General features: G+C 62.2%; 13 protein-coding genes. 5 read left to right on the top strand and 8 right to left on the bottom strand.

Features of this window, described 5'->3' with window-relative positions; genetic code table 11:
* Positions 1–111: 111 nt before the first annotated feature.
* Positions 112–3027, top strand: a complete 2916-nt coding sequence (locus NW830_RS08300; protein WP_414404664.1) for an ATP-binding protein — start codon at positions 112–114, stop codon at positions 3025–3027.
* Positions 3028–3031: 4 nt separating this feature from the next.
* Here NW830_RS08300 and rlmN read toward each other — a convergent pair whose 3' ends face one another.
* Entirely contained in the window at positions 3032–4120 is a 1089-nt protein-coding gene (rlmN, locus tag NW830_RS08305; RefSeq protein WP_414361684.1) for a 23S rRNA (adenine(2503)-C(2))-methyltransferase RlmN, read from the bottom strand.
* Positions 4121–4242: 122 nt separating this feature from the next.
* On the opposite strand from rlmN, the gene NW830_RS08310 reads away from it, so the two are divergent.
* On the top strand, positions 4243–4839 hold the full coding sequence (locus NW830_RS08310; protein WP_414361682.1) for a chromophore lyase CpcT/CpeT: 597 nt from the start codon (positions 4243–4245) through the stop codon (positions 4837–4839).
* A gap of 1 nt (position 4840) precedes the next feature.
* Here the strand turns inward: NW830_RS08310 and NW830_RS08315 are convergent, their stop codons facing one another.
* The 6 genes from NW830_RS08315 to ebsA form a co-directional block, all read right to left on the bottom strand.
* Positions 4841–5233 carry a hypothetical protein gene (locus NW830_RS08315; RefSeq protein WP_414361680.1) on the bottom strand — a complete coding sequence of 131 codons (393 nt, stop codon included), beginning with the start codon at positions 5231–5233 and terminating at the stop codon, positions 4841–4843.
* A 174-nt stretch (positions 5234–5407) separates the two neighbouring features.
* The gene (locus tag NW830_RS08320) at positions 5408–7348 is read right to left on the bottom strand and encodes a DNA polymerase III subunit gamma/tau (RefSeq protein ID WP_414361678.1); all 1941 of its coding nucleotides are present in this window, start codon (positions 7346–7348) and stop codon (positions 5408–5410) included.
* Positions 7349–7405: 57 nt separating this feature from the next.
* Positions 7406–7879: a hypothetical protein gene (locus tag NW830_RS08325; protein ID WP_414361676.1), complete on the bottom strand. Its 474-nt coding sequence runs from the start codon at positions 7877–7879 to the stop codon at positions 7406–7408.
* A 48-nt stretch (positions 7880–7927) separates the two neighbouring features.
* A complete protein-coding gene (gene coaE / locus NW830_RS08330; RefSeq protein WP_414361674.1) occupies positions 7928–8581 on the bottom strand; it encodes a dephospho-CoA kinase in 654 nt (217 codons plus the stop codon).
* Between the two features lie 18 nt (positions 8582–8599).
* Positions 8600–10267, bottom strand: a complete 1668-nt coding sequence (gene cimA, locus NW830_RS08335; RefSeq protein WP_414361672.1) for a citramalate synthase — start codon at positions 10265–10267, stop codon at positions 8600–8602.
* Positions 10257–10628: a type IV pilus biogenesis protein EbsA gene (gene ebsA / locus NW830_RS08340; RefSeq protein WP_414361670.1), complete on the bottom strand. Its 372-nt coding sequence runs from the start codon at positions 10626–10628 to the stop codon at positions 10257–10259. The genes cimA and ebsA overlap by 11 nt, the downstream gene beginning before the upstream one ends.
* 179 nt (positions 10629–10807) lie before the next feature.
* On the opposite strand from ebsA, the gene larE reads away from it, so the two are divergent.
* The 3 genes from larE (at position 10808) to NW830_RS08355 (ending at position 14013) form a co-directional block, all read left to right on the top strand.
* Positions 10808–11671, top strand: coding sequence for an ATP-dependent sacrificial sulfur transferase LarE (larE, locus tag NW830_RS08345; RefSeq protein ID WP_414361669.1), 864 nt, complete (start codon positions 10808–10810; stop codon positions 11669–11671).
* A 3-nt stretch (positions 11672–11674) separates the two neighbouring features.
* Positions 11675–13477, top strand: a complete 1803-nt coding sequence (locus NW830_RS08350; protein WP_414361667.1) for a DUF3769 domain-containing protein — start codon at positions 11675–11677, stop codon at positions 13475–13477.
* A gap of 254 nt (positions 13478–13731) precedes the next feature.
* Complete coding sequence (locus tag NW830_RS08355) at positions 13732–14013, top strand: DUF1830 domain-containing protein (RefSeq protein WP_414361666.1); 282 nt, start codon at positions 13732–13734, stop codon at positions 14011–14013.
* A gap of 23 nt (positions 14014–14036) precedes the next feature.
* Here NW830_RS08355 and NW830_RS08360 read toward each other — a convergent pair whose 3' ends face one another.
* Positions 14037–14402 carry a hypothetical protein gene (locus tag NW830_RS08360; RefSeq protein ID WP_414361664.1) on the bottom strand — a complete coding sequence of 122 codons (366 nt, stop codon included), beginning with the start codon at positions 14400–14402 and terminating at the stop codon, positions 14037–14039.

A 14402-nucleotide genomic window follows, 5' to 3' on the forward strand; every position in this document is an offset into this window, starting at 1 on the left:
TGGTAGGTTAACCCTTGCTAGAGTAGAGAGAGTATTTTCTGGGACAGCTTTCTCGGCCCATTGGGAAGATGACCGTCGGGGAGCATCTCCCAGGCCTAGGCTAGGGATCCCATGCAATCTTCCTGGAGTTCTTCCCAGGGGCAATCCCGCTGGCCTCTCCAACCCATCCCTTTGCGGGTTGCGCTGCTGCTGCTGCTGCTGTTGGCGGTGGCTGGGGGAGCAGGCGGCGTGGGCTATCTCTCCTGGCGGGCTGGGCGGCAGATGGCGCTGCAGTTGGCCGAGCGCCTGAAGAGGGAGGTTCACCATCGCACTGAAGAGCACCTCAGGGGCTATCTCCAAGCTCCCCTTCAGGTCAATGCCCTCAATCAAGGGGCAGTGCAGTGGGAGCTACTGCCCAAGTTGGCCGCGCTTCAGCCGCAAGATCTGGAGAGGCTTGAGGCCTATTTTGCCCGCCAGTTGCAGCAGTTTCCCGAGCTGAGCTACATCGGCTTTGTCTCAGCGGAGGGGGGGTTTGTAACCGCCCGCCGCCACGCCGATGGGTCGATTTGGACTTACCACACGCCGGGCCTGAAGCCAGGATCCGTCCAGGGCCGCCAGCGGGATCCGGAAAGCGGGGCTCCCACCGGCTTGACGCGGCAGTTGGGCTGGGTGGATTTGCGGCGGCTGTCTTGGTTTTCCGAAATCCTACAACAGGAAGGGGCCCGCCGTACCTGGGTGGTGAGCAACTTTTTTGTCGAGTTTCCCAATCAGAGGCCGGAGCGGCTGATCCTGACAGCGCTGCCCTTGGCCGGGGCGGAGGGGCGGGTTTACGGCAGCTGGGTGGCTGCTCTCTCGGCTCAGCAACTGCAGGCTTTTCTGGAGGATCTGCAGGCCAGCTTGGCGTATCCAGGGGTGAGCTGGTTGCTGGATGAAGAGGGCCAGGTGGTGGCCGGCACGGAGGAGCTCTCTCCCCACCCGCTGCTGCTGGCTGTGCAAGAGCAGGTGGGATCCTGGACAACGGCTGCCGCTAAGGGTTTGCTGCGCCTTGAGGTGGACGGGATCCCCTACCGGCTGCAGGTGACGGCCATTCAGGATCAATGGGGGCTGGTCTTTTACTTCATCTGCGGGATCCCGGAGGGCGCCCTTTTAGCCCCCGTCTATGCCAGTGCTCGGCAGGCGGCCCTGTTGGGGGGTGGGCTGCTGCTGGGCTTTTTGGCCGCCGGGATCCTCCTCAGCGAAGCCCTCTCTCGTCCGCTGCGCCGCCTTACCCAAATAGCGGAGCAATTTGTGCACACTGGGATCCCGGCCTGGCCCCCTGTGGATCCCGGCCCTATCCAAGAAGTGCAGACCCTGGCCAAAGCTTGGCAGCAGGCGGCCACCAACCAACAAGCTTTGCTGGATCGCCTCTGGCAACAGCAGCAGCAGTACCGCGCTGTGGTGGAGCAGCAGACGGAGCTGATCTGCCGCTTTCAGCCCGATGGGAGAATTACCTACGGCAACCCTGCGCTCTTGCGCTTTTTTGGCTGTTCCCCAGAAGAAGTGTTGGGCCGACCTTGGCGGGATCTGCTCCCGGAAGAAGAGCAAGCCGCGGTGCTGCAGGCGCTGGCGGCTCTGACGCCTGAGCACCCTTACCACCGCAGCGAGCGGGAGTACCCCGGCGAAGATGGCCAATCCCGCTGGGTGAGCTGGGTGGATCAGGGCATTTTCGACAGCCAGGGCCAACTGGTGGAGATCCTGTCGGTGGGGCGGGAGATCACCGAGCAAAAGCGGATCCAACAGCAGCTAGAAGCCCTCAACCGCGAGCTGGAAGCCCAGGTGGCGCTGCGTACCGCTAAGCTGCAGCAGGCTTTGCGCTTTGAGGCGGTGCTGCGCTCCCTCAGCAGCCAGATGGTGGCCAGCCTCAAGGAGGGGGAGATCCTGGAAGAGGTGGTCAAGAGCCTGGCCGAGGCCCTCAACCTAACCGGCTGTCATGTTTTCTTGACTGGCGCCGATGGATCCTCTTGGATCCCGGCTTGCTCGTTTCCGGAGAGGGCGGATCCCGCCTACCTCAACGATCCCGAGCTGAGGCACCTGCTGCACTCCCATGCTTTTCTCGAGCAGCCTTGGGAAGTCCACTGCTGTTGTCAAAAGGAGCGAGAGGGGCACTGGGTACAGCTTTTGGCTTGCTCCCTTTGGGACAAGCAAGAGCGGCTGGGGCTGTTGCTGTTGGAGCGGCAGCAGGAGTTTTCCGAAGCGGAGAGACAACTGGCCTATCAGGTGGCCAACCTGTCTGCTCTGGCTCTGCGGCAGGCCCGTCTGTATGAGGCGGCCCAGGCCCAGGTGAAGGAATTGGAGCGGCTCAACCTGCTCAAAGACGATTTCTTGAGCACCGTCTCCCACGAGCTGCGCACCCCCATGACCAATGTGCGCATGGCCCTGCAAATGTTGCAAATAGCCCGCGATGATCCCGAGAAGCAGCAGCACTATTTCGCCATCGCCCTCAAGGAATGCAACCGCCAAATTGAGCTCATCAACGACCTGCTGGACATGCAGCGGCTGGCAGCCGAGAAGTATCTGCTCCAACCCGAAGAGATCTTCCTGCCGCGCTATTTGCGGGATCTGGTGGCAGCAGTTCAGCCCCTAGCCCAGGCCAAAAACCAAAGTTTGCAACTGCATCTAGAAGAGGGGATCCCACCCCTTGAGGCGGATCCCACAGCCCTGGGCCGCATCTTGCGCGAGCTGCTGCACAACGCCGTCAAATACACCGCCCCCGCGGGATCCATCCACCTGCAGGGGGCCCGGGAAGGAGAAGGGATCCTCTTTGTCTGCAGCAACAGCAGCGAGATTCCGGAATCGGAGCTGCCCCGCATCTTTGAGAAGTTCTACCGCATCCCGCAGTCGGATCGCTGGAAGCACGGCGGCACCGGCCTGGGGCTGGCCTTGGTGAAGCAACTGGTGGAGCACATGGGGGGCCAGATTTCCGTCAGCAGCTCGGAAGGATGGACGCATTTTCGCGTTTGGCTGCCTTCTGCCCCGCCGGTGGCAACTGCAAAAAAACTGGGGACTTGAGCGTCTAGGGACGGCCAAGGGCTGGCCCAGGGGAAGGCAAGGGCGGGGGGGAAGCGGTCAGAAAGGATCCCCGTAGTTGACCACAGGCGGCGTTGCTATCCAGGCCGCGGGTTTGGCGCACGCTGGCCCGCACGTGGTGCTCTTCAAGCAGCCGGACGAACTCCGCCACTCGCGCTGGGTGGGGGCGCTGATAGTTGGCCTCGGCAATGGGGTTGTACGGGATCAGGTTGACGTGCAGGCGGGCCCCCGCCTGGCTGGCCTGCTGTAGCAGACGCGCCAGTTGGCGGGCATGGAGGGGCAGATCGTTCACCCCCGCTAGCAGCGTATATTCAAAGCTGACCCGCCGCCCGGTGCGCAGCATGTAGTCGCGGCAATCCCGGATCAGGGCCTCTAAGGGGTAGTGGGCTGCGGAAGGGATCAACTGCTGCCGCAGCTCCTGGTTGGGGGCATGCAGGCTGACGGCCAAGGTAATCTGCAGATTCTGCTCTGCCAGCCAGGGAATTTGCCGGGGCACGCCCACGGTGGAAAGGGTAATGTGCCGCTGGCCAATGCCGATATCTTGGTGGAGGCGGCGGATGGCCTGCACCACGGTGTCGCGGTTGAGCAGGGGCTCCCCCATACCCATGAAGACCACGTGGCTGACGCGGCGGCCAAAGTCCTCCTGCACCGTTAACACCTGATCCAGAATTTCGTGCAACTTGAGGTTGCGCCGGTAGCCCATCTTGCCAGTGGCGCAGAAGTCGCAGGCCATGGGGCAGCCCACCTGGGAGGAAACGCAGACAGTTAGCCGCTTGGCGGTTGGGATCCCCACCGTCTCAATCAACTCCCCATCCGCTAGCTGCAGCAGCAACTTAACGGTGCCGTCGCGGGATTCTATCCGCTGCACAACCTGGGAGCGCCCCACAGGATAATCCTGCAGCGCCTCGCGCCAGGCTTTGGGAAAGACCGTCACTTCCTGCAGGGAGCGGATCCCTTTTTGGTAGAGCCAAGTGTGCAGTTGTTGGCCGCGGTAGGCCGGCTGCCCCTGCTCAACTGCCCACTCTTTCAAGGCAGCCAAAGATTGCCCCAGCAGAGGAAGAGGTGCCGCAGACATAGGCCAAGTGGCAACAGATTGCATTCTTCTACTCTAGCTCGCGGCCCTAAAGGCTTGCTTTGGCAGCTAGGACGAGCGTCTTGGATAATAGATTTGCCCTTGGTTAGGATTTTGCCCGCGCTATGTCGGTTTCGCCGCAACTGGCCCAACTGGCCACCTGGATGGCCGGACATTTCAACAATCTGCACCAGGCGCTGGCCGAGCCGGTTTGGTTTGCCAACATTCACGTCTACCAATGCCCCCTGCCGTGGTCGGTGTTTCAGGGGATAGGGTTTTACGTGGAGCAACTGTACGATATCTACCCCGACCAGCCCTACCGGCAGCGGGTCATCCATCTCTTCGAGACCCCCGACGGGATCCGCATCCAAAACTACGCCCTGACCTCTCCAGAGGCCTATAAATGTGCCGGTCGGAACTTGGAGCAATTGGCCGGCCTGACGGCGGCAGAGCTGGAACTCTTGCCCGGCTGTGTAATCCAGGTGGAGTGGACGGGATCCTGCTACCGGGGCCGCAGCGTGCCCGGCAAAGGCTGTATCGTCGAGCGCAAGGGCAGAACCACCTACCTCTATAGCGAGTTCGAGATTGGGGCCGACTACTTCCACAGCCTGGATCAGGGCCGCGACCCGGAAACGGATCAAGTGGTCTGGGGATCCCTTTCCGGGCCCTTTCGGTTTGTTAAGAAACAGGATTTTTCCTGCTACTTGCCCCGCTGGAGCTAAGTTAGCCCCCCGTCCAAACCCAGAAGGCAAGGATCCCATCCCAGAGCAAGAGCAGCAGGGCGCAGCCGCCCAGTAGCGCGTACATCCAGGGCTGGACATAGGGGCGCAGCCCATCTATCGCAAGGCCAGTGTGGTAATGCACCAGCGCCACCAGTTCCCGGAAGCGGGCTACCCGCATGGGCAAAAGGACGCGATCCCCCCTTCGGCTGACCAGGTAGTACACCAGGCCCCCTTGGCTGGTGGAGCGGGGTTCAAGGCGCTCGACATCGGCCCAGCGGATTTGCCACTCCTGGCGCAGCCAAGGCGGAACCCAGGCGGGGTAGGTGGATTGCATGCCCACCTCGTCCACCTGAACCTGCTGGCTTAGGGATCCCACGAGCAGCCCCCATCCCACCAGCAGTGCCGCCAGCAGGGATCCCAGCGCTAGGGGCGTTCCTTAGCGGGCTAGCAACAGCGGTAGGGGCAGGACCAGCGCCCAGTACAGTGCCTGGACTGAGAAGCGGATCAAGGGCGAGATGGGGAAGATCATCCATCAAGACGCAGGGGTTGAGACAATCCCAGCCTAGCGCTAAAAAGGCTGCCCTTCCTCTTCGGGGGGCAGAGGGGCCTGGCCTGTCAACAAGCCGTCGGTTTCACCCAAGTCTGGAGACCCCTCCAGGGCAGACAGGTCCGCTGCTGTCTCTGGGGGCCCGGCCAGGATCCCTTGCAAATCCACCAGACTGCCGCTGAAATGGTCAGCAAAGCGGCGGGCCACCTCCGCCAGCTCATGGGCCAGGTCGTAGGAGGGTGGCCTTGCGGTTTGCACCACTGGGGCAGTAGATTGCGGGGCCCTCAGCTCCGCCTGTCTTGGAAGAGAGAGCTCGGGGGAAGGAGGGCTGCTCTCCAACCTTGAGTCACGGGCCGCAGCTGGGCCAGCATGCCCCTCCCGTAGGCGAGGCGGTGGCTGTACCACCAGCTTCAGCCGCACCGGGCGCCGCAGCAGGTTGTAAAGAGCAGAGTGGACCTCGGCTTCTTTGCTGCGCACCTTCTCCACCAGGCCCTTATTGGGAAAAGCAAGGGTAATTTCCAAGGTCTCCGTCCCATCGAGCCAAACAAGAGCCTCCTGCTGCAAATGGCCAGATGCCAATAGCCCTCGCGTGATGGGGCGGAGGTTTTCAAGAAACTGCTCCCAGTGGGGCCGCAACACCTGGGCAGGCGCCGGATCCTTTGCCTTTTCCGGAGGGAGCGGCTCTTGTGGGCTGGGTCCCAGGGGCGTCAAGTCCCCTGCTGGGCTAGGGGAAGGGGTGAAGGACTCTGGGGTGGCTGTTGCCGTAGCCCTCTGCTTTTGTTCTGCTGGGGTGCGGGGGGAGGCATCGACAGTTTTCTCAGCAGAAGGTAAGCCCGCAGAGGCAAGGGGGATCGCGGCGCTGGCTGCAGCCCCTGGGCGCAGCTGGCCCAGCAGATCCAGCAGAGCAATTTCCAGCCACAGCTGGGGTTGCCCGCTCTGGCGAATTTGCGGCTCGCACTGGCGCAGATGGCTCTGGATTGCCAGCAGCATCTCTACGGAGTAGCGAGGGGCCCGCTGTTGCAGGGCCGCCCAGGTGGGATCCGTTACCGTCGCCCACTGCCGTTGCTGGGGGGCCGTCTTGGCCAGGAGCAGATCCCGGTAAAAAGCCGCCAGGTTCTGCAGCACCACCAGCGGCTCTTTGCCCCGCTCCAGCAATTGCCGCGTTTGAGCCAGCACCCCCTCTACATCCTGGGCCAGCAGGGCATCCGTCAACTCCAAAAGCTGCCGTTCCGGGATCCCGCCCACCAGATCCCAGACAACTTCTGGGGTGATGGATCCCTCTAGCAAGCTAAGCTGATCCAGCAGGCGCTCGGCGTCCCGCAGCCCGCCCTGGGCAATTTGGGCTACTAGCTGCAGGGCTTCTGCTGTGATGGGGATCCCTTCCTGGGCGGCGATCTTGCCCAGGTGGGCCACCATGTCGTCGAGGGGGATGCGGCGAAAGTCAAAGCGCTGGCAGCGGGAAACGATGGTGGGCAGAACCCGCTGCGGGTCGGTGGTGGCGAGGACAAACACCACGCGGGGGGGCGGCTCTTCCAGGGTCTTCAGCAAAGCGTTGAAGGCCGCGTTGCTGAGCATGTGACATTCGTCAATGATGTAGACCTTGTAGCGGCTACTCACCGGCGCAAACTGGGCCCGCTCGATTAGCTCGCGGATGTTGTCCACGCCGGTGTGGCTGGCGGCGTCAATTTCAATCACATCCAGAGAAGAGCCGGCGGTGATGGCGCGGCACTGGCTGCACACCTGACAGGGATCCGGCGTCGGCCCCTGCTCGCAGTTTAAGGACTTGGCCAAAATGCGGGCGCTGGAGGTCTTGCCCGTGCCGCGCGGCCCGCAGAACAAATAAGCCGGCGCCACCCGGTTTTGTCGGATGGCATTGGCCAGAGTCTGCACTACTGCTCCTTGACCGACGACCTCGGCAAAGCGCTGCGGGCGGTATTTTAGGTGCAGGGGCTCATAGGCCATTTCCCACATCTCCGAGCAAGCAGCGCCTCGACTGCGCTCCTAGGGCTGGGGCGAAACTCAAGGGCGAGGCGGAGAGGGGTCCTGGGGATCCCAGCGGCGCAGGCCAGGGAGAGGGGGGAGGGGCAGCTTCCAGCTTGGGGTATCCAACTGATCCATGCCCTGCAGCCGGTAGCTGAGCTGGTCCAGTTCCCGCTTAAGCCGGCGGTTTTCTGCCTGAAGGGCAGCAATGCGCTCGCGGATGGGCTGTAGGCGGGCCTGCAGCCTGCTGCGGTAGAGCTGCGGCAGCTCCTGGAGCAGATGCTCCAACACCTGCTTTTCTTGGTAGAGCTGCTCAATTTCTGCCTCGTAGCTGCGCAGTTGCCGCTGCTGCTTTTCTTGGCGCAACTCCAAAAGATCAATTTGGCTCTGCAGGAGGCGGTTGCGCTCTTGCAAAGCCTGGATCTCCTGCTCCCGCGCCGCCAGGGCTTGCGCCCACCAGGACTCCGGCCTGCTGCTGCCAAGCGTCTCACCGCCGCAAAGCGCTTCTTGCATTGCGTTTGCCTCCACTCACCCAAGCGCAAGGGATCTCCATCCGCTACTCTATCCAGCCTGCTGCGGCGAGGCCAAGGGTTTCTGCCCCGCTGCCGCCAGGGCTTGTTGCACTTGCGCTTCCAGCTCCGCCAGGGATCCGGAATTGTCCAGCACCACCTGGGCACGACGGGCCTTTTCCTCTAGGGGCCACTGGCTGGCCAGGCGAGCTTCAATTTCTGCTGGCGTCAGCAGGGGATCCCGCTGGGCCAGGCGCTGCCGCTGCTGCTCAGGGGTACAGGTTACCACCCAGATCTCGCTGACCCAGTTTTCCATGTGGGCCTCAAACAGCAGCGGGATCATCAGGCAAACGGTGGGAGAGCCGTCCTTTTGAGGATTTGCAGGCGGCGCAGAAGCTCCGTGGGACTCGAGAAACTCCCGCAGCCGCGCTTTGACAAAGGGGTGGATCTGGGCCTCCAACCAGGCCCGCTCGGAAGCATCGGCGAACACCATTTGCCCCAACCGCCGGCGATCCAGCTCTCCAGAGGGATCTAGAATGGCCGGGCCGTAGCGCTGCAGCACCCGCTTGCGGATGGGAGATCCCACCGCAAGGGCCTGGCGGGCCATCTGGTCTGCATCGGCCACTGGGATCCCGTGCCGTTCCAAAATGCGGGCCACCGTGGATTTGCCAGTGGCTATGCCGCCCGTCAGGCCGATGATTCTCATGGTGGTTGAAGATCCCCCTCAAGGTGCAGCCATTTGGGCAGAGGGTGGGGAAAGGCAAGGTTCTGGCAAGAGGCTGTACTCAAAGCCTTCCACCAAGGCCCGGCAGGAGGCTTCGATGATGTTGGTGGAAACTCCCACCGTGGTCCAGCGGCGGTGGCCATCGCTAAACTCCACCAGCACCCGCGTTTTGGCTGAAGTGCCGGCCTGGCCATCCAGAATCCGCACCTTGTAGTCGGTCAGGTGAATGACCTCTAGTTGCGGGTAAAACTCCAGCAAGGCCTTGCGCAGCGCCCCATCCAAAGCGGCCACTGGCCCATTCCCTTCCGCTGCCGTCACCCGCGTCTGCCCCCGCACGGCAATCTTCACCGCTGCTAAGGACTGCACCTCCGCTGCCTCACCACTGGGATCCCAGTTCCTGCTGCTCCAGTCAGAGCGGGTGGTGGCGCTGACATGGAAGCTGAGCACCTCAAAGGGCTGGGAGCGCTGCCCCAACAGGCCGCGCACCAGTAGCTCAAAGCTGGCCTCGGCCGCCTCAAACTGGTAGCCCTGCAGCTCCAGGGTTTTCAGCCGCTCTAGGATCAAGCGCGCCTGCGGATCCGACTTGTCCAGCCGGATCCCGAAGCCGGCCACCTTGCTGAGGATATTGCTGAGCCCCGCCTGTTCCGAAACCACGATGCGCCGGCAGTTGCCCACCTGCTCCGGGGCAATGTGCTCGTAGGTGAGGGGGTTTTTCTGGACAGCGCTAACGTGGATCCCGCCCTTGTGGGCAAAGGCCGACCGGCCCACAAAGGGGGCATGGTCATCGGGGGCCAGGTTGACCACCTCGCTAATGGCCCGGGAGATTTCTGTTAGGAGTTGCAGCTTGCCCTCAGGGAGACAGCGGTAGCCCAGCTTCAGTTGCAGGTTGGGGATGACGCTGCACAGGTCGGCATTGCCACAGCGCTCCCCATAGCCATTGATGGTGCCCTGCACCATGCGCGCTCCCGCCTGGACCGCCGCCAGGGCATTGGCCACAGCAGTGCCGGAGTCGTTGTGGGTGTGGATCCCGATGGGCAAATGCCCCAAGTGATGGGATTCTGCCAAAACGGCTGCAGTGATGGCGGCAATCTCGTGGGGCAGGGAGCCGCCGTTGGTATCGCAGAGAACCAGCCACTCCGCCCCTGCCTCGGCAGCCGCTGCCAGGGTTTGCAGGGCGTAGTCGGGGTTGTGGCGGTAGGCGTCAAACCAGTGCTCAGCATCGTAGATCACTCGGCGCCCCTGGGAGCACAAATAGGTGATGGTGTCGCGGATCATGGCCAGGTTTTCAGCCAAGGTGGTGCCCAGCCCTTCAGTAACATGCAGATCCCAGGACTTGCCGAACACCGTCACGTAGCGGGTGCCCGCTGCCAAGATGGCTTGCAGCAGGGGATCCTCAGCCGCCCGCCGCCCTGGTTTGCGGGTGGAGCAAAAGGCCACCAGCTCCGCCTGCTCCAGCGGCTCTTCCCGCATCTGCCAGAAAAACTGCACATCCTTGGGATTGGCCCCCGGCCAGCCGCCTTCGATGAAAGGGATCCCCAGGCGATCCAGCAGCTTGGCAATTTGCACCTTATCTTGCACCGACAGGGACAACCCCTCCCGCTGCGCCCCATCCCGCAGCGTCGTGTCGTAGAGGGTGATGGCAACTGGAGAATTGGCCTCAGTCTTCATACCGCATCAGCTTTTTGTAAAAGGCGGTGGTGAAATTGGGCGGCTGGCCCCGCTGCATTGCCGCTACCACATCGATGAGGTAGTCCACAAACTCATAGTTGGCTAGGGAGAGCTGATAGGTCAGATCTGGGTCTTGGTCGAAGATAACCTGCACCACCGTTAGGTCGGAGGGCAGAGGCAACACGGGCCAACTGGCCAAGAAAGGGACGGGCTTGTCTCCTTCAATGGGCCGCTGTCCCTCTAGGCTGCCCTTCTTGTAAAGGCCCACGGCTAGAGCCAGGTACTGCCGGCGGGCAAGGGCGTAGTAGGGCTGATAGAGGGCCACCTCTGGCGGGCTGGCCGGTTCAACCTGAAAAGTCATGGCAGGTCAGAAGGAGAGGCAGGGATCTCCCTGCCATCCAGCCTACCGCGTCGGTGGCCCACTGGCCTAGAGAGGGGCCTTGAAAGCCTTGGATAGTCAGGAAGCTCCAGGAAACAATAGACTAAGGAAACACCCCCTGCTTTCTGCTCTGGCCCAAACCTTACTGCCTGCCTAGCCTCATGCACGCACCTGTTGGCCCTGCCACCCTAGATCCCGCTTTGCGGCACAAGTTTCGGCAGCTTGTCCAAATCTTCGCCGACATGAAGCGGGTTGTAGTGGCCTACTCGGGAGGGATCGATAGCAGCCTGGTGGCCAAACTGGCCTGGGATCAGTTGGGGGAGCAGGCTCTGGCTGTCACCGCCGCTTCCCCGGCGCTTTTGCCCGAAGACCTGGAGGAGGCCAGCCGGCAAGCCCAATACATCGGCATTCGCCATCAGATCGTCAAGACGCAGGAGTTGCAGGATCCCCGCTATGCTGCCAACCCCCCGAACCGCTGCTACTTCTGCAAAAGTTACCTGTACACCACGCTGCTCCAGCTGGCTAAAACCCAGGGGTACGACTACGTGGCCGATGGCCTCAATGCCGACGATTTGGCGGACTACCGGCCAGGGGTGCAAGCCGCCCGGGAGCGTGGCGTGCGCTCCCCTTTGGCAGAGGTGGGGATGAGCAAACTGGAGGTGCGGCAGTTGTCTCGCCACTTGGGTCTGCCCTGGTGGGATAAGCCGGCCCAACCCTGCCTCAGTTCCCGCTTTCCCTATGGCGAGGTCATCACTGCCGAGAAACTGCGGCGGGTGGGATTGGCTGAGCGCTATCTGCGCAGCTTGGGCTGGCCTCAGGTGCGAGTGCGCTCGGAAAAAGATACTGCCCGCATTGAACTCCCCCCCCACCAGATCCGAGAGTTTGTGCAAAAAACCGATCTAGAAGCGCTGGTCAGGGCTCTGCAATCGTTTGGCTACCTCTACGTCAGTCTCGATTTGGAGGGCTACCGCAGTGGCAAGCTCAACCGCGCCCTCAACCCTCCCCAGCCTGGGAGTTTGAGCTGAAGCATGAAGGGGTTTTGGTGGCTCTGGCTTTGCTTGGGGGTGTTTGGTCTGGCCACGGCTGCTCCTGCGTCAGCCCAGAAAGGCCAAGTGGCAGCCGCCCAGCCTGTGGAGACAAGTACCCTCGCAGCCCTTGCGGATCGCACATTGCGGCTACGCGCCAACCGGCAAACCTTTGATCAGCGGGCCCAGGTTTTCTTGGCCGAAGGAAACGTTGAGATGCGGCTGGGCCGCTCTGTACTGCGGGCAGACCGCCTGCGCCTTGAGCTGCAGCAGCGGCGGGCGGTGGCCGAGGGCAATGTCTCAGTGGAGCTGGAGCAGCAGCGCCTCCAGGGATCCCGCCTGGAATACGACTTTGAGCAAGAGCGAGGAGTTCTAGAAGAAGCCTTTGGCCAGGTGGATCTTGGCCAGCTGCCGGCTGCCGGACTCTCCCCCCAGCGTCTGGTGCGCTTCCGGGCTGCTCGCATCCGCTTTGATGCCAACAGCTGGGAAGGGGAGCGGGTGCAGTTGACCAACGATCCCCTGGAGCCGCCGGAGCTGGAGATCCGCAGCCCACGGGTGACTTCCACCTTGCAGGCCGATGGCTCCAGCCTGTTGCTTGCTGAGGTGGGGCAGGTGGTTTTCGACCAGGTCTTTTTTTTGCCCCTGCCCCTGCGGCTGCGTTTTGACTCCTTGAAGCGCCAACCGCCCCTTAGCCTTTTCTACGATGACTTCGACCGAAAAGAGCTGCGGCGCGGTCTAATCCTGCAAGCCAACATTGAGCTGCTGCAGGATCCCCATCTCAGTTTGGTGTTCTCCCCGCAACTGTATCCCCAGCGCCTCTGGGGGAGCCTCCAAGGGATCCGCGACGGAGTTGGGCTGCGAGCGGAGTTGCGCTGGCAGCAGCCCCCTGCCCAAACCTCCCTGTTTGCCGAGCTGCGGGGGGTTGTCTTTGAGGAGTTTGCCCAGCGCCTGCGAGCCCAGCTCGAACATCGCGTTACCACCGGCAACGGCGGCCAGGTGACCTACACCTACGCCTACCGGGAGCGCTTCTTTAGCGGGCGCCTGGGGTTCCAGATCGTGGAGAATCGCTTTGGCGCTAGCTACAGTTCGCCCACCCTTCGCCTTGGCAACAGCGGCTTGGATTTCCGCTACCGCCTAGCTGCCGATTACCTCGACGCCCTCGGACAGCTCGGCACCATCGACCCTGATCCCCAGCGGGCTTTGGCCAATACCAAGGAGCGCATCCAGCTTGCCCGTCTGCAGCTGGGGGCAACCCTAACTCGTTCTTTTCCCCTCTGGCGGCCCCCCAAGAGTGCAGCCGAGCCGCCGCCCCGCTTTTCCGCTTTGCCCGTGGAACAGGGGATCTGGCTCAACACTGGCCTCAGCAGCAGCCAGTCCTTCTACTCCAATGGCCGCACCCAAAGCTACACCGCCGGCAGCATTGGCCTGGAGGCGGTGATTGGGGCTTTTGTAGCAGATGCCTTTGACTACACCAACTTGAGGGTAACCTACTCCAATGGCTTTCTGGCCGGGGCCTCGCCGTTTTTGTTTGACCGCATCACCACCCGGGAGCAGCTGGTCTTGGGCTTTCTGCAGCAGCTGTATGGCCCGCTGCGAGTGGGGGCAGAGACGGCCCTGGATCTGCAGTCAGGCCAGCAAGTGGATATTACCTACCGCCTCAGCTATGACCGCCGCACCTATGGCCTTAGCTTGCAATACAATCCGCTGCGGCAGTCAGGAGCGCTAGAGCTACGGGTGGAAGGCCTGAACTGGGATCCCAGCGGCGACCCTCTCGAGCCTCGAGGAGCTTTGCTCCCAGAGTCCTGAGCAAGGAAAAAAATGTAATTCTGGCTACTGCTATCTGGAGATTTTCTATAGCAACTGCGCCCCTCCGGGAAGGGATCCCTGGCTCAATCCAGCCTGTTCCCAAAAGGCATTTTAGAAATCGGAACCGTAAGAACAGAGGTCTTTTGGGACTTAGTTTTTGTTAATTGGGATCGCCGTATCGCAGGCTACTGCAATGATCCCCAGACGGTGCTAGCTTAGATGACAAGCTGAGCAAGGCAGGCTGGTGAGCTATTATGCAAACTCTCGATGCCATCCCCGCGAAAAAACAAGCAGAGCGAATAACCTGTAGCTATATCAATGCAACCAGCTCAATTCAGGTGGCTCGCATTACCAACATTGAAAACTGGTACTTTGAGCGGGTAGTTTTTCCTGGGCAGCGGCTGCTGTTTGAGGCGCTGCCAGGAGCCAAGCTGGAGATCCACACAGGCATGATGGCCAGCTCCATCCTGACAGACATCATCCCCTGCGAAAAGCTGCGTGTGAGAGAAACGGAGCCGGTGACGGTGGTTGGTTAAGCCTCCAGGCCACAGAGTAGAACTTAGGTCTTGTGGCTTTGCCGCCTCTCCTCTTTCCTGGCCGGGCGAGGGGAGGGCTTGGGTGGCAGGGGGATCTCGAGAAAACGGGCGCTCAGCCTCAGGGGGCTGGTCTCGCGCTGGGGCGGCGGCCACGGGATCCCGAGCCAGCGAGCCGTGAGCTCTAGCAGGCTGGGGGGCGGCGCTGGCGTAGAAGGGGGCGGTGGTGGTGGGGTAGGGTAAAGATCCAGGCGTGGCGGACGGGGGGTGCTGACCCGGAAAGCATCGGGGGGAGGTTGGGTTAGCGGCACATTGGGATCCCCGCATCCCAGCAGGCCCAGTCCGCTAGCTAGCAGGACGATGAGGGTTCTCTTCACCAAGGGCTTGAGCAT

Source organism: Synechococcus sp. OH30 (genome assembly GCF_047462175.1).
GTDB lineage: Bacteria > Cyanobacteriota > Cyanobacteriia > Thermostichales > Thermostichaceae > Thermostichus.